Source organism: Enterobacter sp. UCD-UG_FMILLET (assembly GCF_000762975.1).
Taxonomy (GTDB): domain Bacteria; phylum Pseudomonadota; class Gammaproteobacteria; order Enterobacterales; family Enterobacteriaceae; genus Enterobacter; species Enterobacter dykesii.
Window position 1 is genome coordinate 1 of record NZ_JRJC01000006.1, and the last position, 20556, is coordinate 20556.

16 protein-coding genes, 1 tRNA gene and 3 pseudogenes are annotated in these 20556 nt (G+C 50.9%); 9 read left to right on the top strand and 11 right to left on the bottom strand.

Annotated features, from left to right (window positions below; translation table 11 throughout):
- The 7 genes and pseudogenes from LA04_RS25185 to LA04_RS00485 all read left to right on the top strand — a co-directional run.
- Positions 1-645: pseudogene (locus LA04_RS25185) on the top strand (N-6 DNA methylase); the annotation flags it as partial.
- 15 nt (positions 646-660) lie between these two features.
- A pseudogene (locus LA04_RS25190) lies at positions 661-1434 on the top strand (SAM-dependent DNA methyltransferase); the annotation flags it as partial.
- Complete coding sequence (locus LA04_RS00465; protein WP_047650055.1) at positions 1434-2789, top strand: restriction endonuclease subunit S; 1356 nt, start codon at positions 1434-1436, stop codon at positions 2787-2789. The pseudogene LA04_RS25190 and the gene LA04_RS00465, both read left to right, overlap by 1 nt.
- The gene (locus LA04_RS00470) at positions 2786-6034 is read left to right on the top strand and encodes a type I restriction endonuclease subunit R (RefSeq protein WP_047650057.1); all 3249 of its coding nucleotides are present in this window, start codon (positions 2786-2788) and stop codon (positions 6032-6034) included. The genes LA04_RS00465 and LA04_RS00470 overlap by 4 nt, the downstream gene beginning before the upstream one ends.
- A 112-nt stretch (positions 6035-6146) precedes the next feature.
- The gene (locus LA04_RS00475; RefSeq protein ID WP_047650059.1) at positions 6147-7235 is read left to right on the top strand and encodes a C2H2-type zinc finger protein; all 1089 of its coding nucleotides are present in this window, start codon (positions 6147-6149) and stop codon (positions 7233-7235) included.
- On the top strand, positions 7228-8538 hold the full coding sequence (locus tag LA04_RS00480; protein WP_047650061.1) for a hypothetical protein: 1311 nt from the start codon (positions 7228-7230) through the stop codon (positions 8536-8538). Before LA04_RS00475 ends, LA04_RS00480 begins: the two co-directional genes overlap by 8 nt.
- A complete protein-coding gene (locus LA04_RS00485; protein ID WP_047650062.1) occupies positions 8523-10295 on the top strand; it encodes an Hsp70 family protein in 1773 nt (590 codons plus the stop codon). The genes LA04_RS00480 and LA04_RS00485 overlap by 16 nt, the downstream gene beginning before the upstream one ends.
- Positions 10296-10526: 231 nt before the next feature.
- Here the strand turns inward: LA04_RS00485 and LA04_RS00490 are convergent, their stop codons facing one another.
- The 5 genes from LA04_RS00490 to LA04_RS00505 form a co-directional block, all read right to left on the bottom strand.
- Complete coding sequence (locus LA04_RS00490; protein WP_081957631.1) at positions 10527-11174, bottom strand: YagK/YfjJ domain-containing protein; 648 nt, start codon at positions 11172-11174, stop codon at positions 10527-10529.
- A 155-nt stretch (positions 11175-11329) separates the two neighbouring features.
- On the bottom strand, positions 11330-11521 hold the full coding sequence (locus tag LA04_RS25195; RefSeq protein WP_047650065.1) for a helix-turn-helix transcriptional regulator: 192 nt from the start codon (positions 11519-11521) through the stop codon (positions 11330-11332).
- 10 nt (positions 11522-11531) lie between these two features.
- Positions 11532-11756, bottom strand: coding sequence for a helix-turn-helix transcriptional regulator (locus tag LA04_RS23200; RefSeq protein WP_065356082.1), 225 nt, complete (start codon positions 11754-11756; stop codon positions 11532-11534).
- Positions 11757-11830: 74 nt separating this feature from the next.
- Positions 11831-12571 (bottom strand): hypothetical protein, encoded by a 741-nt coding sequence (locus tag LA04_RS00500; protein ID WP_152594338.1) that lies wholly within the window; start codon positions 12569-12571, stop codon positions 11831-11833.
- 129 nt (positions 12572-12700) lie between these two features.
- A tRNA-Ile gene (locus LA04_RS00505) sits at positions 12701-12776 on the bottom strand.
- A gap of 124 nt (positions 12777-12900) precedes the next feature.
- On the opposite strand from LA04_RS00505, the pseudogene LA04_RS00510 reads away from it, so the two are divergent.
- Positions 12901-13235: pseudogene (locus LA04_RS00510) on the top strand (uracil-DNA glycosylase family protein).
- Positions 13236-13337: 102 nt separating this feature from the next.
- On the opposite strand, the gene rpoD reads toward LA04_RS00510, so the two are convergent.
- From rpoD to rpsU, 3 genes are all read right to left on the bottom strand, one after another.
- Entirely contained in the window at positions 13338-15185 is a 1848-nt protein-coding gene (gene rpoD / locus LA04_RS00515; protein ID WP_023309228.1) for an RNA polymerase sigma factor RpoD, read from the bottom strand.
- A 154-nt stretch (positions 15186-15339) separates the two neighbouring features.
- Positions 15340-17085, bottom strand: a complete 1746-nt coding sequence (dnaG, locus tag LA04_RS00520; RefSeq protein ID WP_047650069.1) for a DNA primase — start codon at positions 17083-17085, stop codon at positions 15340-15342.
- Between the two features lie 115 nt (positions 17086-17200).
- Positions 17201-17416 (bottom strand): 30S ribosomal protein S21, encoded by a 216-nt coding sequence (rpsU, locus tag LA04_RS00525; RefSeq protein ID WP_001144069.1) that lies wholly within the window; start codon positions 17414-17416, stop codon positions 17201-17203.
- Positions 17417-17652: 236 nt separating this feature from the next.
- Here rpsU and tsaD point away from each other — a divergent pair, with 236 nt between their 5' ends.
- Positions 17653-18666 carry a tRNA (adenosine(37)-N6)-threonylcarbamoyltransferase complex transferase subunit TsaD gene (tsaD, locus tag LA04_RS00530; RefSeq protein WP_024906472.1) on the top strand — a complete coding sequence of 338 codons (1014 nt, stop codon included), beginning with the start codon at positions 17653-17655 and terminating at the stop codon, positions 18664-18666.
- 43 nt (positions 18667-18709) lie between these two features.
- Here the strand turns inward: tsaD and ureG are convergent, their stop codons facing one another.
- Genes ureG through LA04_RS00545 form a run of 3 tightly spaced genes read right to left on the bottom strand, consistent with a single transcriptional unit; the run spans position 18710 to position 20550 of the window.
- Positions 18710-19327: an urease accessory protein UreG gene (ureG, locus tag LA04_RS00535; RefSeq protein WP_014071813.1), complete on the bottom strand. Its 618-nt coding sequence runs from the start codon at positions 19325-19327 to the stop codon at positions 18710-18712.
- 9 nt (positions 19328-19336) lie between these two features.
- A complete protein-coding gene (locus tag LA04_RS00540; RefSeq protein WP_047650072.1) occupies positions 19337-20011 on the bottom strand; it encodes an urease accessory protein UreF in 675 nt (224 codons plus the stop codon).
- The gene (locus tag LA04_RS00545; protein WP_047650073.1) at positions 20011-20550 is read right to left on the bottom strand and encodes a HupE/UreJ family protein; all 540 of its coding nucleotides are present in this window, start codon (positions 20548-20550) and stop codon (positions 20011-20013) included. The genes LA04_RS00540 and LA04_RS00545 overlap by 1 nt, the downstream gene beginning before the upstream one ends.
- Positions 20551-20556: the final 6 nt, after the last annotated feature.

Genomic DNA, 20556 nt, shown 5'->3' on the forward strand with positions numbered 1-20556 from the left:
GACATGTTCTACAACACCGGCATTGCCACCTACGTCTGGATCCTCTCCAACAAGAAAGCGCCTGAGCGTAAAGGCAAAGTACAGCTGATTGATGGCACCAACCTGTGCGGCAAAATGCGTAAATCGCTGGGTTCCAAACGTAACCTGATGGGCGAAGACGATATCAAGCTGATCACCCAGACCTTCGGTGAGTTTGAGGTGGTGGATGTCACAACTCTGGAAGAACTGGGTCTGGAGAAAGCCGCCGAGCAAAAATCCAACCGAGGCCGTCAGCCTGCCACAGCCAAAACCGAAGCGCCGAAAACCTTCGCCAGTAAAATCTTTAACAGTACTGATTTTGGCTATCGCCGCCTGACCATTGAGCGCCCACTGCGTTTATCTGCTCAGGTGACGGATGAGGCGATTGCGACTCTGCGCTTTGCGCCGAAGCCGTTTAACGCGCCAATGGAACGTCTTTATGAAGCGTTCGCAGCCCAATGGCAGGCGGATAGCTATGGTGATTTCTCCGAGCTGGAAGCCGATGCGCGCGCCATCATTAAAGCTGAATTCGCCGAGCTGAAAGAGAAGCAGATTAAAGACCTGCTCGACAGCAAACTGTGGCTGGCACAGCGCGGATTGATGGAAAAAGCACAGCAGATTCAGACGGCTCTGGGGACACAGGCGGGNTTTGCGCCGAAGCCGTTTAACGCGCCAATGGAACGTCTTTATGAAGCGTTCGCAGCCCAATGGCAGGCGGATAGCTATGGTGATTTCTCCGAGCTGGAAGCCGATGCGCGCGCCATCATTAAAGCTGAATTCGCCGAGCTGAAAGAGAAGCAGATTAAAGACCTGCTCGACAGCAAACTGTGGCTGGCACAGCGCGGATTGATGGAAAAAGCACAGCAGATTCAGACGGCTCTGGGGACACAGGCGGGTGGAAAAATGCTGGTGAGCAATGACTTCAACCAGTTCCAGCTGACCCTGAAAGGGGCCATCAAAACGGCTGGCGTGAAGCTTGATGCGAAAGAGAACAAGCAGTTTATCGATGCCATCACCACCAAAAACCCGGATGCCGAGCCGGTGGTGAAAAAGGTGCTGAAAGAAGCCGCTCAGCCGCTGTACGGGGCATTTGAATACCAGGGCAAAGTGGTTGAGTTCGAACAGGACGGCGAGCTACGCGATAACGAAAACGTGCCGTTGAACCCAGCTGTATCCACCAGTGACCTGATTGAAAATTACTTCAAGGCAGAAGTGCTGCCGCATGTGAATGACGCATGGATCAACGCCGATAAGCGCGATGCGAAAGATGGTGAGGTGGGGATTGTTGGTTACGAGATTCCGTTTAACCGCCATTTCTACGTCTATCAGCCGCCACGCCCGCTGGAAGAGATTGATGCCGATCTGGATGCGGTCAGCGCCGAGATTATGAAACTGCTGCAGGAGGTGCATTCCTGATGGCTAAGTATAAGGCGTATCCGGAGTATAAGGATTCTGGGGTTGAGTGGTTGGGGATGGTACCCTCTCACTGGAATATTAAGCGGCTTGGTCAATTTTTTGAGGAAAGAAGAGATAAAGTTAGTGATAAAGACTATCCTCCTTTATCTGTAACTATGCAGGGTATTGTCCCCCAAATTGATACTGCAGCTAAAACAGATGCAGGGGATAATCGTAAGCTGGTTTTGAAAAATGATTTTGTTATTAATAGCCGTTCAGATAGGAAGGGATCTTCGGGAGTGTCTCAACTTAATGGGTCTGTTTCATTAATTAGCATAGTAATGGAGCCTAAAAGAATAAACCCTAAATTTGCTCACCATTTACTCCGCAGTTATCCGTTCCAGGAAGAGTTTTACCGCTATGGTAAAGGCATTGTTGCAGACCTTTGGAGTACAAATTCTTCTGAAATGAAGAATATCCTTATCCCTGAATTGGCAGATGATGAGAGTAATGTAATTGCATGTTTCCTCGATCACGAAACCGCAAAAATCGATAACTTGATCAAAAAGCAGCAACAACTGATTGAACTGCTGAAAGAAAAACGTCAGGCAGTGATTAGCCATGCCGTCACCAAAGGGCTAAACCCTGATGTACCGATGAAAGATTCCGGTGTTGAGTGGTTGGGGGAAGTGCCGGCGCATTGGGTTGTGATGCATATGCGTCATGCAATTGTTCGGATTGAACAGGGAAAAAGTCCTGAGTGCGAGGCGCGTAATGCTGAAGAAAATGAATGGGGTGTTTTGAAGTCTGGGTGCGTGAATGGTGGTCTATTTAATGAAAAAGAGCATAAAGCGCTACCATCCTCAATAATTCCAAATATTGAGTATGAGGTTCATCCCGGTGATCTCATTATGTCTCGAGCAAGCGGTTCGGTCGATTTAATCGGTTCAATGGCTTTTGTCTATAATTGTCGAACGAAATTGTTGCTTTCAGATAAAACATTTAGAGTTATACCAATAAAAAAAATTGCCCCTGAATTTTTATCTCATTTAATGGGCTCCCTGCCAATGCGAAACCAGATTAAGTTGGCTATAAATGGTGCTGAGGGGTTAGCAAATAATATAACGAAAGAATCAATAAAGTCATTTTATATGGTTGCACCCTGCTTTAGTGAACAAGTCGAAATTGCTAGTTTTATAACTGCAAAAAATAAGATCTTTGATCAGCTCGAAACAAAACTAAATAACTCTATAAAATTTCTCCAGGAACGCCGCACAGCCCTAATCTCCGCCGCCGTCACCGGAAAAATCGACGTCCGCGACTGGGTTGCCGCTGACATGCAGGATGTTGAGGAGCCACAGGAGGCCACCGCATGAGCATGGACAGCACCAAAGAGCTGATTTTCCAGAATGAGATGATTGCTCAGATGGAAGTAAAAGGTTGGATTTGTGGTAAAACCGACGGCTACGATCGCGAACGTGCGCTGTATTCCCAGGATGCGCTGACCTTTGTGCAAACCACGCAGCCGCAGGAGTGGGAGAAGTTTGCCAAAATTTACCCTACCGATACCGAGCGTCATTTCCTCGATGCGCTGGTGGCGCAGCTGAAAAAAGCGGATATCAACGCCACCGATGTTTTGTCTCGCACTTACGGTACGCTCGGCGTGCTGCGTCATGGTATCAAAAGCCATAACGCACGCTTTTCCCTGTGCCAGTTTAAACCGGAACATAACCTCAATCCGGAAACTCTGACGCGCTATAAACAGAATATCTGCCGCATCGTGCCGGAGCTGGTTTACAGCCCGCATGCGTCGAACGCCGCCTTTGAAGAAACGGGCGTGAAGGCGAAGAAATGGCGTATCGACCTGGTGTTGTTCGTCAATGGCCTGCCAATAGCGACCCTCGAACTAAAGTCTGAATTTAAGCAGGCGGTGCAAAACGCCATCACGCAATATAAGAAAACGCGTTTGCCCAAAGATCCTGGCACTAATAAGCCTGAGCCGCTGCTGACCTTTAAACGCGGCGCGCTGGTGCACTTTGCTGTCAGCCAGTACGAAGTGTTTATGGCGACCAAGCTCGAGGGCGATAAAACCTTCTTCCTGCCGTTTAACAAAGGCACCCATGACGGCGGCGCGGGGAATGACATCCCAGAAGATGCCAATGACTACGCCACCAGCTACCTGTGGAATGAGGTGTTGCTACCGGACAACCTGCTGAAAATTCTCGCCAGTTTTGTGCATCTGCAAATCGTAGAAAAAGAAGATGCCATTGGCCTGAAGTACAAAAGCGAGAGCCTGATTTTCCCGCGCTATCATCAGTGGGACGTGGTGAACAAACTGATCACCGCCGCCACGGTGGAAGGGACCGGCAATAAATATCTGATTCAGCACAGTGCGGGCTCGGGCAAATCGAACTCTATCGCCTGGACGGCCCACCAGCTTTCCCGCCTGTACGATGAAAATGGCGAGAAGCAGTTTCACTCGGTGATTGTGGTGACGGACCGCACCGTGCTGGACGACCAGTTGCAGGACACCATCTACCAGTTTGAACACCAGGATGGCGTGGTCGGGCGCATCAATAACAAAGAAGGCGACGGCTCTAAATCAGAGAAGCTGGCCAGCGCGCTAGAAAACTCGCAGCCAATCATTATCGTCACCATTCAGACCTTCCCGTTTGTCCTGAAGGCGATTGAAAACAGCGTCAGCCTCAAGCAGCGTAAATACGCGGTGATTGCCGATGAAGCGCACTCCTCGCAGAGCGGCTCTACGGCGCGTCAGCTGAAAGAAGTGCTGATGACGGAAGAGGCGGATGACGATGTGGAGATGTCTTCAGAAGATATTCTGGATGCCACCGTCGCCGCGCGTAAAGGCAGCAACAACCTCAACTATTACGCCTTCACCGCCACGCCGAAAGCCAAAACGCTGGAGCTGTTTGGTCGTCGCCCTAATCCACAGGAACCGGCGTCGAAAACGAACAAACCGGAAGCGTTCCACGTTTACTCCATGCGCCAGGCCATCGAAGAGGGCTTTATTCTCGATGTGCTGAAGAACTACACCAACTACAAAGTGGCGTACAAGCTGCTTCAAAAGTTGAAAGATCCTGATCGGGAAGTGGACAGCAAGAAAGCTAAGATCAAACTGAACCAGTGGGTGACGCTGCACGATTATAACGTGTCGCGGAAAGTGACGGTGATTGTTGAGCATTTCCGTAAGCATGTGATGCACTTACTGGCAGGCCAGGCGAAAGCTATGGTGGTGACCAGCTCGCGTAAAGCGGCGGTGCGCTACAAGCTGGCGTTCGATAAATACATCGCCGAGCAAAAATACGACAAGATAAGCGCGATGGTGGCGTTCTCCGGTGAAGTTGAGTTTCATGAAGATGACCACAACAGCCTTGCGCTGCTTCACCAGAAGTTCACCGAGATCAACATGAACCCAGGGCTGAAAGGCCGGGATATGCGCAAAGCCTTTGATACCGACGACTACCAGGTGATGCTGGTGGCCAACAAATTCCAGACCGGTTTCGACCAGCCCAAGCTGTGTGCCATGTATGTGGATAAAAAACTGGGCGGCGTGGAGTGCGTACAGACGCTGTCGCGCCTGAACCGTACCTATCCAGGGAAGGCGCAGTCCGGCACGTTTGTACTCGATTTCTACAATGAGCCTGACGAGATTTTGGGTGCTTTCCAGCCGTACTACCAGACCGCAGAATTGACGGATGTCAGCGACCCTCAACAGGTCTTTGAACTTTTTGAAAAGCTGCGTACCAGCGGTATTTTCCTGTGGAACGAAGTAGAGCAGTTCTGCGAGGCGTTCTTCAGTAAAAACAAATCCAACGCCGCCATTAGCAATATCTGCAAACCTGCGGTGGAGCGCTGGAAACATCGCTACACCTCGGCGATTGATGCATATGTGCTGGCCAAAGAGATGTTTGAACGCACCAAGAAGACCGGCGATATTGTGCTGATCACCAATGCGGAAAACACCTTCAAAGAGTGCGAGAAAGAAAAAAGTAAGCTGGATATCTTCAAGAAAGATCTCGGCAGCTTTGTCCGCTTTTACGAGTTTATGTCGCAAATCGTCGATTACGACGACAAGAACCTGGAGAAGCTGAGCCTGTTTGCCCGCCACCTGCGTCCGTTGCTGCATGAACAGCGTATCGAAGAAGATGAGATTGATTTAAGCAACGTCGAGATGAGCCATTACCGCCTGTCGAAGCTCCACGAACAGCACTTGAAGCTGCAGGAAGATGCGGCGGAATACAAAATCACACCGGGTAATGATGTCGGTACGGCAAAGCCGAAAGACAAGAAAGAAGAGTTTCTGTCGAATATTCTGGCGCGTCTTAACGAGCTGTTCGTTACCGATAATCTCACCGATAAAGACATGATCAATTATGCCTTTGCGGTGCGCGACAAACTGTCAGAAAACCAGGCAGTGATGACCCAGATTGCGAACAATACGCGCGAACAGGCGATGCTGGGCGATTTCCCGAAAGCCATTGATGATGCCGTGATGGACAGCAACGACGCCCAGCAGGAGATGATGGTGCAATACCTCTCTAACCCTGAACTGGCGAAAGGCTTTGCCCGCGTGGTGTTTGATATGTTGAAAGGGGCTTAATTGTTGCACTGATTGGGAGCAATAGGGCAGGACATCACCGAGAACAGATGATGTGCCTGCTTAGTTCCTTCTGACTTCTTGAGTTAGTTGCGTTCATTTACAGGAGCAAGCTATGCCTACCGTAGGTTGGATTCAGGAGACGGCCATTGACCTCTTTCTTGAACGAGGTTTTTCAGCGCAAGAAAAAGGGGCAACGACCAAATTTAAATGTCGTGAATGCCCGATGGAATTTTCTTCTTTGTCGGAGCTTAGCCAACATGAACGCCTTCATCCTGTTGCGAATCCTATGCTTACCATCGATGGACGAGAGGTCATGGGAGATAATTTCAAGCTTACTCGAGCGGTGGGTCCGGAAGACATTGTATTAAGTTGTGTTGATGAAATTGAACTGAACGGTGATGTTCTCGGACACCCGGACGAGTTATTGAAACAACTCTGTTCAGCGAAGAAAGGCTTTTTTGATATAAAGCTATCGCGCCGGGGGATACGTCCTAAGCGCATTAAGATTGATTTGCTGGTAGCCTCTCTGACTCAGCTTGAACAGGTCGATCAGAGTTTCTTGCGCCTGTTTGGTCGGGATGATTTCGATGGCGATACGATATCTCATTTCATAAGTGAAACGGAGGGCTGCGATGAAGTTATCTGGTACAGAGATGGGCTTATTCGTTATTTACATGGTGTGATGGCGAAGGATCAGCGCGCTGAACGATTAACCACTGAAGACTTTGCAAAGTGTTTTAATCGTTCACATCAGTTGCTTGTGCAGTATCCCACGGCGCTATCGTATTCACTGTCTCAACTCATTAAATTCTCATTTAATGATTTTTCAGATTTCTATGGGCGATCGTCTATTTCTCGTCTGGATGACGCGTTGATGCTCTTCCGTGGGGATACTATTTTGACCAATGCTGGCGACCAGAATGTCATTTTAAAATTACCGACAGACCATATTACCAGCCGTATTCTGAATGATTATGTTGCCCATTTTTCACGCTATACACTGGAAAGCCTCGAGCTGGCTATCGACCAGATTAACATCTCGAAACTGGTTAATCAGGATCGCCAAAAACTGAATTACCTTCGTTATCTCAAGGCGACGGAGGAAGGTAATCTTAAAGCTCAGCGTAACTACGGTACAAAATTGAAATATAGTGAAGTTTTTAACGTTACAGTTCCAGAATCAGAGGCTTCAGATGTCTGAAAATAAAGAAAAAAAGACAGGGACCTTATCCTTGAAACGAAACAAGGATCATGCGGAACCCCAAGCTAATCCAGTTGCCACTGAAACTGAATCAGTGATTGCCGAAAACCAGGCCGAGTTCGACAAGGCAGAACGTTTTTCAGACAAAGGGTCGCCAGAAGTAGCTGCGAGCAGTAGCAAAGCGAATGATGCTGAAAAAATAAAAACACTAGAGAGTATTTTAAGCCAACTGTTTATTCCTGTGACGAATAAGGATGGCAAGGTGCGTGCAAGCGCGCTAACTCAGGTATTGCAGTCCGATTTAAAGCGCATACAGCAGCCGGGAAGAATACCTAACGAGGTGCTTGAGAAGCTGGTTGCATCTGTCGGTATGTCAGATCCTGAGTTCAACAAATTGTCGCAAATAGTGATTCTCACTCAAGGGAATCATGAGGTTAGCAAGGTAGTCCTCGATTTTGCGGTAAAGGCATTAAGTGAGCATTGGGTGGGCAAACACCTGGGGTACTCAAATCTCTTTCTGTCGGCGGCTGAACCTCTGAGTTTGAGTAATCCGGGGATTCTGGCGCACTTAACTCGTAGCTTTAGTAAACGCTATGAAGCAAGAATTACGTCGATTAAGGAGCAACTTAAACAGAAAGAGGGCTCAGACACATCATCTTCTTCGCTTCGCTCACTAACTCCGGAGCATCTTCGCCAGCAATGCGAAAATTTGCTGACTATCTGTTATTTGTGGGCGGTAGAAACAGGCAAATGTGATGTAAAAATAGGCATTCAGGCATTCGAAAATCGCATCTTAGAGCGCGGTGATGGCTTAATCAATGAGAAGAAAATTTGTGGCTTTCTCGCTTCTCAACTCAGCGAGCCGCGAGGCGGTATCGCTGATACAGTTAGCTACTACGGAAAATTACTGACCAGCGCTCGTGAAGGTCAGCGGTTTAGTGACAGCATCATAGAAAAACTCAACAAACGAATGAATGATGCAGAGGCTGAAAAAACTCAACTAACGCATCAAGTATCTACGTTGCAGCAGGAAATTGAGCTGCTAAAAGTTAGCCTTAGTCAGGTTAAAACCCAGTCTGAAGAGCAAGTGCTTGATGATAAAGCTCAGCGTGTACACCTGAAAGATGACGTCAGTAAGGCAAAATCACGCGCTTTCAATCTGTTAAATGAAGATGTTATGGAGCCACTTAAATTATCTCTTAATGCATTGCAGAGAGAAAAGCCGAAGGTGGAAATTGCGACACATTATGTCGAGCTGGTCCTTGAAAGCATTGAGAGAGAATTATCATGGTTCAGAAAATAGGTATCGATTTTGGCACCACAAACAGTCTGATTTCGGTGGTGACGCGTGCTGGGAAAATTAAATCATTCGATGACTTAGGACGACCTCACCCTTCAGTTGTTCGCTATGAGAGCGATAAAACCATCTGTGGTAAAAAAGCAAAAGATAAGCTCGATCAGCATGGAATCGGTGTTTTAGGAAATACCGTTCGTGGCCCTAAAAAGCTGTTGGGTTGTACTGATATCAATGTTGATGGGCGTTTACTCAGTCCTGGCGAAGTGGTGACTGAGTATATTCGATATCTTATTGAACACGCCCGAGATGAAGATGACGAAGAAAGTGCCGATTTGAAGAATGCAGTGGTGACTATTCCTGTTGCGATGGGAGGCCGCGAGCGGCAGGTACTTCGTGAGGCATTGCTAAACGCTGGTGTCTATGTTGAGAGCTTTGTACATGAGCCTCTTGCAGCCCTCTATGGCTATTTTCGTGATCAGGAAGACCCTAAAGGGGCACTAAGACGATTCGAAGGCAAGATGTTACTGGTGTTTGACTGGGGGGGCGGTACCCTTGATCTAACGTTATGCAAGGTGGTTAATGGCAATATCCTGCAAATCCTGAACCGCGGTAATAACTCCGTGGGAGGAGACTATCTTGATGATGCTATTCAGAAGTATGTTGAGCAAAAGCATGCAGAGCAGCACAACTGGGACGATGAGAGCCAGCTAGAGCGTAGTCCTGGGATGCTAGCCAAATTACAGGCGGCCTGTGAGCGTGCAAAAATCACGCTTTCAACCCACGACAAGACTTCTATCTTTGTGCCTGACTACTACCTTGGTGAAGGGGAAGAGTCGGAAATCGATTACTGGTTAACTCGAGAAGAGCTTGAGGCTATTTCTAAACGATTAATTAGCCAAGGGATTAATGAAATCGATGCGTTGTTAGCTGATAATCAGGCCGATATTGATAGGCAGACGATCGCTTTGTGTCTGGCTACTGGTGGCATGGTTAACATGCCCCTTATCAAACGGCAGTTGAGTGAGTTGTTTGGTATTGCTTCGCTTGAGATTTCAAAAAAGGGAGACCGTATTATTTCTGAGGGCGCAGCCTGGATCGCGTCGGATGAGTTGAAGCTGACATTATCAAAGCCTTTTGAACTACTCGAAGCACGCAATTCGATGCTGACTATCATCCCTGAGGGGACATTGCTACCGACCCGTGGAAATTCGATCAGCTATCCACAATCCATGTATTGCACAGACCCTCGAGATGGGAATGCACTTGCGTCGTTTAAACGACCACAAATGGTAGGTAAAACTGCTGCCGCAGATCCGCGCACCAACTATGGTGAATTGGTTATCCCGATTAACCCGGATTTTCCCCCTCTGGAAGAGAGAATTGAGCTGGAAATTAGCATCGATGAAAATCTGATTGTTCATGTTTCTGGTGTTGGCGGGGATATGCAGATACCGCGCTCGACAGAGTTTTATGATCTTGAATTCGGTCTTGCAACGATGACGGTTCAGCCGGAATCAAAAAAAAAACGGCTTAAGTTAAAAGGCGAGAAAAAGCTTCCTTATGGTTTGATGATCAGAGCAAATGTGACGCCTGATAAAGAAGACTGGGAGCTTGTCCCAGGGGAACTTTTGAAAGCTTACAATGACGAACATCCGTTTCTGAGGAAAACTCTTACTGAACAACAAAGAACCGAATTTGTTCGTTATCAGCCATGCAGTAACTGTGGGGCAAGGTGGGGTAAAAATTGTTGCTCGAATAGCTGAGAAAGCTGATTCGCCTACCTATGGCCTTTCATTGTTGTGATTATTCAAGGGTTCTGCAGCCAGTAAATAATTGCTAGCTGCAAGACCTTGATGTTCATCAGTTAACTAAAACAGGCCAGGTTTCAGTTGTTATCCTCACTCTGATTATGTCCCTTAAGGAGATAGTCGTATGCAAAGAGCGATTCACCGAACACCGTGTTATTACAGTTCTGAAGTGTCTTAACGTCAATCTTACCGGCCTAACAGTACGCTCAACGTTTGTGCGGGAAGTTGGCTGCTGGCAGAGAGACAACGATTGCCGTAACGTCTGGTTTTGATGTTAAAACGTTTTTTAGTGATGTTTTTCGCCAGATAGCTAAGCCGATAAATAATCAGTCCGAGCAAATGGCTTTCGCCACGTTTCCAGAAGTAATAGCTGTTGGATGGCAGGCTGAAAGTCCCCTCGGAGGAGGTCTGCCAGCATTCGTCTATCATTGGGATGAGTTTCGCCGGATGCTGTATCTTTTGACCGTTAGCCATTAACACACAGTGATAATGTTGTTTCGGGCTGCGACCATGCTCACGAACCCACATCAGATGAAACCAAGTACCAGGATATTGTTTCTTCAGCGTGCTTGCCAGTGCCTGACTGAACTGGCTGATGACCTGATTAGACTCGCTGTGTTCTTTGACATGCAAGTCGAAACGTAGCACCAGCACTTTAGTCGATTGGCTGAATATCTCAGTAAGGCCGTCCATCATCGCACGCATGATTTTAGGCTCAGGATATACCGCACGCTGAGGCCATTCATACACGGGTAAGGCATAACCTTGATAGATAAAGGCACCAAGCTTTTTTCTTGATATCTGAAACGGATTCATGGGTGTGCTGGTGGACATATATTATAAATAATCCTGAGTTAGTTTTGGCAATATGGTCATGAGGCCTGTAGTTCTGATGGCTTATTGTCTGTAAAAATTACGCCATTCAGGTTCATGCTTGCGATAAATAAAACCCGCAGGCTCCTGGAGCCTGCTGATTTTCGTTATATCCTTTAGCGTTTAACTATTTCTGGCGGCCAGCCCACAATGTACTGACCAATTTTATGAGGTGGGGGGAAATCACCATTACGTATCCAGCGGTTAAGCGTCGGTAAGCTGATACGAAGAAAAAGGCACACTTCAACTTTGTTGAGGTAACGGCGAAAAGAAACCGGTGCCATATTATTGTGAGAGAAAATATACATACCGGACCCCCTAACGCTGGTGGCTCCAGATTAACAAATCAGAAAGCAGCCATGCGCAACTGTGAGAACCCAGTTTTTTGCGCGGGGGAAATTTGCCCTGATTTTCTAGCTCCCACGCACGAGAACGAGAGATGCTGGTAATAGATTTGCGCTCATCTTCACGTACCAATCTGTCGACAGTCAGACCATAGGTTTTGAGAATGCTAAGGCGTTGTTCTGGTGAAACTTCAAACATTGATAATGCCTCTCTTGATTTTAATGGACAGGAGGCATTCTGGTTCGTACGACAGGGGACGTATACCGAACCACTTACTGGTTCGGTGTTGACGGCTCAAAAAATGGTCTAAGCAAGCCTTCTTTTTTAAGTGAGCTTAGTTTATTCGTGATTGCATCTGTGGCATCAGGTTCAAGCTTAGGAGTGTTATCAGAGTTTAAGAGAATTTTTTTACTTTGAGGAAAGTCCGGGTGTTCTTTAAAGAAATTGATGACATCGTTATGAATGGCTGTGTTTATTTCTTTCAACGTATAGGAAGTGCCTGAAGGCTTGGGAGGTTGATTGTTCAAAAAAGCCATTGTGAGACTGAGGATATGATTCTTTACAAGCACCATACGTTGATGGCTCTTTTGACCACCATTTTTCCGTTTTTTAGTTTCTCGCTGGTTTTCATCTTTTCTCATGCTGTTTACAACATGGCCTGACTCTACAAGCGTGATTTTTTTGAAGCGATCAGATAGGTAGCGATGTACGTAATCAAGACACAATATATTCGTGAGTCTCAATATGTGTATACCTGCTTGTGCTTGAAAATCATCCTTTAAATCTGTTGTTGAATCAGGCCCCATTCCTGCGTTTTGCTGCTTTAACAGATGGCCGCTATCCTCGAAACGAACCTTGTAAACTGACTCCAATCCATTTTCAGCCACCAGTAAGTGATATAGCGCCACCTCAAGGTGTGATAGCAAATCCTTATCGTACTTACTCAGGTTTGGGGTTTCTTCGCTGACGAGTCGTTGCAGCAGAGCGTGGATTTCCGAAGCAAAAGTGTTCATGTAAACCTTTAGTCTGGAAGTTGGCATTTCAGGTTCGAAGCCAAAACGTTACCTGACCCATTACCTGACCCAAATTCGACGCAAAGAAAAAGGGCTTAGATAATTTCTTATCTAAGCCCTTGTTTTATTTGGTGGCCCCTGCTGGACTTGAACCAGCGACCAAGCGATTATGAGTCGCCTGCTCTAACCACTGAGCTAAGGGGCCGTGGCGGTGAATTATAAAGTAACTCCCCGCAGCAATCCAGCCATTCACACCTGCCTGCTGTTTTTATAAACAACGCATAATCAATCCTTTATACTTCCATAACGATGTATCAGCGGGAGTAAAGATGATCAACGATATTCTGGCCCCTGGCCTGCGGGTGGTGTTCTGCGGAATCAACCCGGGTAAGTCCTCGGCGCACACCGGTTTTCACTTTGCCCATCCGGGCAATCGCTTCTGGAAGGTGATCTACCAGGCCGGGTTTACCGACAGGCTACTCAAGCCCGAAGAGGAACAGCATTTGCTGGACACGCGCTGCGGTGGGGTAAGCAGAGCATCATGATTGGCGTTACGCAGGTGTGGGTGCTGCCGAACCCGAGCGGGCTCAACAGGGCGACGCTGGATAAGCTGGTTGAGGCGTATCGCGAGCTGGATGAGGCGCTGATGGTGCGGGGGCTTTAGGGCCTCTGCGGCCTGATGCCCTCGCCCTGACCCTCTCCCTGTGGGAGAGGGAATAAACAAAAAAAAGCTCCCGATTGGGAGCTTTTTCACTGTCAGGACCGATTAGTCGTCCAGGAAGCTACGCAGCACTTCAGAGCGGCTTGGATGACGCAGCTTACGCAGCGCCTTCGCTTCGATCTGACGGATACGTTCGCGGGTAACGTCGAACTGTTTACCCACTTCTTCCAGCGTGTGGTCGGTGTTCATATCAATACCGAAACGCATACGCAGGACTTTTGCTTCACGGGCGGTCAGGCCGGCCAGAACGTCGTGCGTCGCAGCGCGCAGGCTCTCGGTGGTCGCAGAATCCAGCGGCAGCTCGAGGGTGGTATCCTCGATGAAATCACCCAGATGCGAATCTTCATCATCACCGATTGGTGTTTCCATGGAGATTGGCTCTTTGGCGATCTTCAGCACTTTACGGATCTTGTCTTCCGGCATCAGCATGCGCTCGGCCAGCTCTTCCGGCGTCGGCTCGCGGCCCATCTCCTGCAGCATCTGGCGGGAAATACGGTTGAGCTTGTTGATGGTCTCAATCATATGCACCGGAATACGGATGGTGCGCGCCTGATCCGCGATAGAGCGGGTGATAGCCTGACGGATCCACCAGGTTGCGTAGGTGGAGAACTTGTAACCACGACGGTATTCAAACTTATCTACCGCTTTCATCAGACCGATGTTGCCTTCCTGAATCAGATCCAGGAACTGCAGACCACGGTTGGTGTATTTCTTGGCGATAGAGATAACCAGACGCAAGTTAGCTTCAACCATCTCTTTCTTCGCACGGCGGGCTTTCGCTTCACCGATGGACATACGACGGTTGATGTCTTTAACCTGCTCGATGGTCAGGCCGGTCTCTTCTTCAATCTGATGCAGTTTCTGCAGGCCGCGATGCACATCGTCCTTCACGTCGTGCAGTTTTTCAGACCACGGCTTGTTCATCGCGATAGCCGCGTTGAACCAGGTTTCGCTGGTTTCGTTGCCGGTGAAGAGGGTGATGAAGTTCTTCTTCGGCATTTTGCACTGCTCAACGCACAGCTTCATGATGATGCGTTCCTGGGTACGTACGCGATCCATCATTACGCGCATGCTGTTCACCAGGTAGTCGAACTGTTTTGGCACCAGGCGGAACTGTTTGAATACTTCAGACAGCTTCAGGATCTCTTCCTGAGCGGCGGCATGGCTGCGGCCTTTCGCTTTGATGGTGTCACGCGTCACTTCGTACTGGGTACGCAGCTCGGCAAACTTCTCACGCGCCAGCTCCGGGTCGATGCTGTTGTCATCGTCCGCGGTGTCGTCGTCGCTCTCTTCCTCATCTTCGTCTTCGTCATCATCCATCTCTTCCTGAGACAGTTCAGAACCGACGTGAGTGGCGGTAGGCGCCATATCTTCTTCAGCGTTCGGGTCGACAAAACCGGTGATCAGGTCAGACAGGCGCGCTTCTTCCGCTTCAACGCGATCGTACTGCTCCAGCAGATAGGTGATCGCTTCCGGGTACTCGGCAACGGAGCACTGAACCTGGTTGATCCCGTCTTCGATGCGTTTTGCGATGTCAATTTCGCCTTCGCGGGTCAACAGTTCAACGGTACCCATTTCGCGCATGTACATGCGGACCGGGTCAGTGGTACGCCCGATTTCAGATTCCACGCTGGACAGTACCTGTGCAGCAGCTTCTTCCGCATCTTCGTCAGTGTTGTTGGAGGTTTCAGCCAGCAACAGATCATCGGCATCCGGTGCTTCTTCCATCACCTGAATGCCCATGTCATTGATCATTTGGATGATATCTTCGATTTGATCTGAATCGACGATATCTTCCGGCAGATGGTCATTGACCTCGGCATAGGTCAGATAGCCTTGCTCCTTACCACGTTGGACAAGAAGTTTCAGCTGTGACTGCGGGTTTTGCTCCATAAGACGGTATCCACACTTAATTCGTTTGATTGGTGTCGGCGATGGGGCTGCCAACCTTTAAAGCGAGGGCGTACTTATATTTTTGCCGCTGCCTCTCAGTGCGGCTGCCGGGGGCTTCCCGATCGATATTCGGCACTTAAGCCGTTAAATTTCTTTATTTCTTCGCCAGTTCCTGGTTAATCATCCAGAGCTCCCGGCGTTCTTCGCTGCTTAAACCGTGTGTGCGCTCGCGAGCTATCAACTCTTCCTGGCGCAGCTCAAGCATCGAATCAAACATATGGTTGAGTGAGTCGGTGAACGTTTTTTCTGCAATGTCCTTATCTGCTATATCGTCCCACATCGACAATTTTTCAAGGGTAGCGGCCTCTTTTGTGCCGCGATAATGCTCTAAAAGTTGTCCGGTGGTCAGACCTGGCTGAGACAAACACGTGTTCACCAGTTCTGAAAATAAGCCAAGCCCGGGCAATTTTTCGTGGTTTAAACCCGCCAGCGACGGCACCTGCGGTGCGAGCTCGGGGTTTTGGACCAGCAACCCTATCAGTATACGCATGGTTGTGCGTTTTAGCTGAGGCGCGGGGCGAACCGCACCGTTTTCAGCCTGTTTTGGCATTAAACGTTCAAGCTGGCTGTCATCCAGAATGCCGAGCTTGTTGCCTAACTCCTGACGCAGATAGATGCGCAGCGTTTCGCCGGGCACCTGGCTGATTAACGGCAGCGCCAGCGTGCTGAGCTGCGCGCGCCCGTCAGGGGTACTCAAATCGACCTGCGGCATCAGGCTGTTAAACAAAAACGTGGAGAGCGGCTGAGCCTGCTCCATCCGCGCTTCAAACGCCGCTTTGCCCTCTTTACGCACCAGCGTATCCGGGTCTTCACCGTCGGGCAGGAACATAAAGCGTAGCTGACGCCCGTCGGTCATATAGGGTAGCGCGGTTTCCAGCGCGCGCCAGGCGGCGTCGCGTCCTGCGCGGTCACCGTCGTAACAGCAGATGACGTTGTTGGTCACCCGGAACAGCAGTTGAATATGATCGGCGGTGGTGGACGTACCTAACGACGCAACCGCGTAGTTGATGTCGTACTGCGCCAGCGCAACGACGTCCATATAGCCTTCGACGACCAGAAGACGCGGAGGTTCCGCGTTATCCTGTTGCGCCTCATAAAGGCCGTACAGCTGGCGGCCCTTATGGAAAATATCGGTTTCCGGGGAGTTAAGGTACTTCGGCAGGGCATCACCCAGCACGCGACCACCAAAACCAATTACCCGGCCACGCTTGTCGCGGATCGGGAACATCACCCGTTCGCGGAAGCGGTCGTAGCTTCGTCCCTGGTCGTTGGTGACCAGCATGCCTGCATCGATGAGAGACTTACGATCTTCGCTATTGCCGCCAAAACGCTTTAACACGTTGTCCCAGCCGGGCGGGGCGTAACCAATAGCGAAACGCGCAATGACATCGTCGCTCAGTCCGCGCTTGTTCAGATACTGACGCGCAGGCTCAGCCGCAGATTGCTTAAGAGACTGTTGGTAAAACGAATTCAGGCCATCCATCAGTTGATACAGCGTTTGCCGTTGATGGCGCTCGATCTGACTTGGCCCACTGCCTGCTTCATACGGCACTTCAAGGTTATGCATCGCCGCCAGCTCTTCGACGGTTTCAACGAACTCGAGCTTGTCGTAGTTCATTAAAAAATCAACGGCATTACCGTGAGCACCACAGCCGAAGCAATGGTAAAACTGCTTTTCACCGTTTACGGTGAAGGAAGGGGTTTTTTCGTTATGGAACGGACAGCACGCATGGTAGTTCTTGCCCTGTTTTTTCAGCTTTACCCGCGCGTCGATGAGATCGACGATGTCGGTTCTGGCAAGCAGGTCATTGATGAAAACGCGTGGGATTCTTCCGGCCATATGCCCCAAAACTTTAAGCGACTTATAAACGAAAACAAGCCGCGCATTCCTTCCGGAAGCACGGCCTTACGACTATTACTCTGTCTGTCAATTGAGGGCTGAGGCCCTCAACCAATTAGTACAGACGAGTACGGCGTGCGTTTTCGCGAGCCAGTTTCTTCGCGTGACGTTTCACAGCGGAAGCTTTAGCGCGCTTACGTTCGGTCGTTGGTTTTTCATAAAACTCACGACGACGAACTTCAGCCAGAACACCTGCTTTCTCGCATGAACGTTTGAAGCGACGCAGTGCTACGTCGAACGGCTCGTTTTCACGTACTTTAATTACCGGCATGTAACTCTCACCTTTAATAAATTCGGTTTGCCGCTGGCATCAACGCCAGCTTATTTCAAAATGGTGCGGAATTTTACTGCAAATGCTGCTGCTTTGTAAAGCACCGATGCGATTTTGAAAGGGACTTTAATAAGGGTGAGGAGTATACACGAGCCTTCTTCCTGGGGCGAACAAAGTTTTACATCAACCCGCCCAGGCTCTACACTGCGCGGTATTGAAACGAGGTAAAACAAGTCATGCGTGTACTGGGTATTGAAACATCCTGCGATGAAACCGGCATCGCCATTTACGACGACGAAAAAGGGCTTCTGGCCAACCAGCTGTATAGTCAGGTGAAATTGCACGCTGACTACGGCGGCGTCGTACCTGAACTGGCCTCTCGTGACCACGTGCGTAAAACGGTTCCCCTGATCCAGGCGGCGCTGAAAGAGGCCGGGTTGAGCTCAACCGATATTGATGCCGTGGCCTATACCGCAGGCCCGGGCCTGGTCGGCGCGCTGCTGGTCGGCGCGACGGTTGGCCGTTCGCTGGCGTTTGCGTGGGATGTGCCGGCGATCCCGGTTCACCATATGGAAGGGCATCTTCTGGCGCCGATGCTGGAAGAGAATCCGCCTGAATTTCCGTTTGTGGCGCTGCTGGTCTCCGGCGGCCATACGCAGCTGATTAGCGTAACGGGCATTGGCAAGTATGAGCTGCTGGGCGAGTCAATCGACGACGCCGCCGGGGAAGCGTTCGATAAAACCGCCAAGCTGCTGGGCCTGGATTATCCGGGCGGCCCGATGCTGTCCAAAATGGCGTCGCAGGGAACAGAAGGGCGCTTTGTCTTCCCGCGTCCGATGACCGACCGTCCAGGGCTGGATTTCAGCTTCTCCGGGCTGAAAACCTTCGCGGCGAATACGATTCGCAATAACGATGACAGCGAGCAGACCCGCGCCGATATCGCCCGCGCGTTCGAAGATGCGGTGGTGGACACGCTGATGATCAAGTGCAAGCGCGCGCTGGATCAGACCGGCTTTAAGCGTCTGGTGATGGCGGGTGGCGTGAGCGCTAACCGCACGCTGCGCGCGAAGCTCGCCGAGATGATGCAAAAGCGTCGCGGGGAAGTGTTCTATGCGCGTCCGGAATTCTGCACCGACAACGGCGCGATGATCGCTTACGCGGGAATGGTGCGCCTGAATGCGGGTGCGACGTCTGACCTGAGCGTGTCCGTGCGTCCGCGCTGGCCGCTGGCGGAACTGCCGGAAGCGTGACCCTCACCCTAACCCTCTCCCAAAGGGAGAGGGGATCGTTTGATTACACCCGCAGCATCCCTTTCTCTTCCAGAAACGCAATAATCGTCGCTAACCCGTCACCCGCCTTCAGGTTGGTAAACGTCCACGGGCGCTCGCCGCGCATGCGGTTGGTGTCGCGCTCCATCACCTCCAGCGACGCGCCGACGTACGGCGCGAGGTCGGTTTTATTGATCACCAGAAAATCGGATTTGGTGATCCCCGGCCCGCCCTTGCGCGGGATTTTTTCCCCTTCGGCCACGTCGATCACGTAAATGGTCAGATCCGCCAGCTCCGGGCTGAACGTCGCGCTCAGGTTGTCTCCGCCGCTTTCAACGAAGATCAGATCCAGATTGCCGAACTTCTCGCTGAGCGCTTCCACCGCCGCCAGGTTCATCGAGGCATCTTCGCGGATGGCAGTATGCGGACAGCCGCCCGTCTCCACGCCCACGATGCGCTCCGGCTCCAGCGCGCCCGCCTCGGTGAGAATGCGCTGATCCTCTTTGGTGTAAATATCGTTGGTCACCACCGCCAGGTGATACGTGTCGCGCATCGCCTTGCAAAGCGCTTCCAGCAGCGCGGTTTTGCCCGACCCTACCGGGCCGCCTACGCCCACGCGCAGGGGATGTTTGTAATCAGCCATGTTGACTCCTCAGGAACGGAATAGTCGTGAATATTGGGTTTCGTGGCGCGCGGAGGCGATGGCGGACAGCGGCGTCGCTGCCCCCAGCGCGTCGTCGCTACGCAAAAATGCCTGTTCAAGCCCGGCGGCGTAATGGTCGCCCAGTTCGATAATCAGCTGCTGTGCGGCCTGTTGCCCAAACGGCACCAGCTTGACGCCCGCCATCACCGCGCTCTCTATCCAGCTGTAGCCGAGGCTCAGCGCCAGCTCGCGTGCGCTAATGCCCCAGCGCACGCCGAGCCAGGCCATGCCGCAGAGCTGGCTTTGCATAAACAGCGGCAGCCATTCGGGCGGACAGTCAGGTTCCCAGCTCTTAATCAGCCGCGTAAACGCCGCCCCGCGGTTGCGTTCCTCTTCGCGCAGCTCGCGCGTTTCCCGGCAGGCGAGAAGGTATGCCGTCCAGCGTTTGGCCATCGTCAGATCCTGCTGCTCGCAGGCCCGGAATAGCCGAATAAACAGCGGCAGGTCGACGCAGAAAAAGCTCTGCTCCATCTGCTGGATTTGCCAGCGTTTGAACGCGTCGGCGTCGGTGACCCAGCCTGCCTCAACGGCCCACTCCAGCCCCTGCGACCAGGTAAACGACCCGACCGGCAGGCTGCTGCTGGAGAGCTGCATCAGGCGCAGCCTCTGGCGGGCGTGCTCCATCAGCTCATCAGCGCCAGCAGGGCGGAGACGATCAGCCCGCCGCCGAAGGTTTTACGCAGGCCGTCGTGACGGCGCAGCAGCAGCCCCGCGGCAAAACTGGCGCACAGCACCGTGGCGCTGGCGAGCATAAAGCCGCTGGTGAAGAGCCAGAAGCTGTGGCCGGACATCTCCACGCCGTGCGCCCAGCCGTGGAACATCGCCAGGGCAGGCACCGCCAGCAGCAGATGGTTTTCAGTTTTAAACATCATCACGCCGGATACCGCCAGCGAGGCGATAATCAGCATCTCCATGCCGCTGAAGCCGCCGAGCAGGCTGCCCGCAATGGCGCCGACAAGCATCATCCCGAGGGTGGCAAACGGCAGCAGGAGTTTACGGCCGCTCAGGGCCGAGAGCACGCCCGCACCGGTGAGCATAAGCAGGTGATCGAGCCCGGTCAGCGGGTGGAGAAAACCGGCCTGAAAGCTGTCGGTACCGTGGCCGGGATGCGCGAGCGCGGGAACGGAAAAAGCCAGCAGTAACAGCGGTAAATACTTGCGCATGATGGA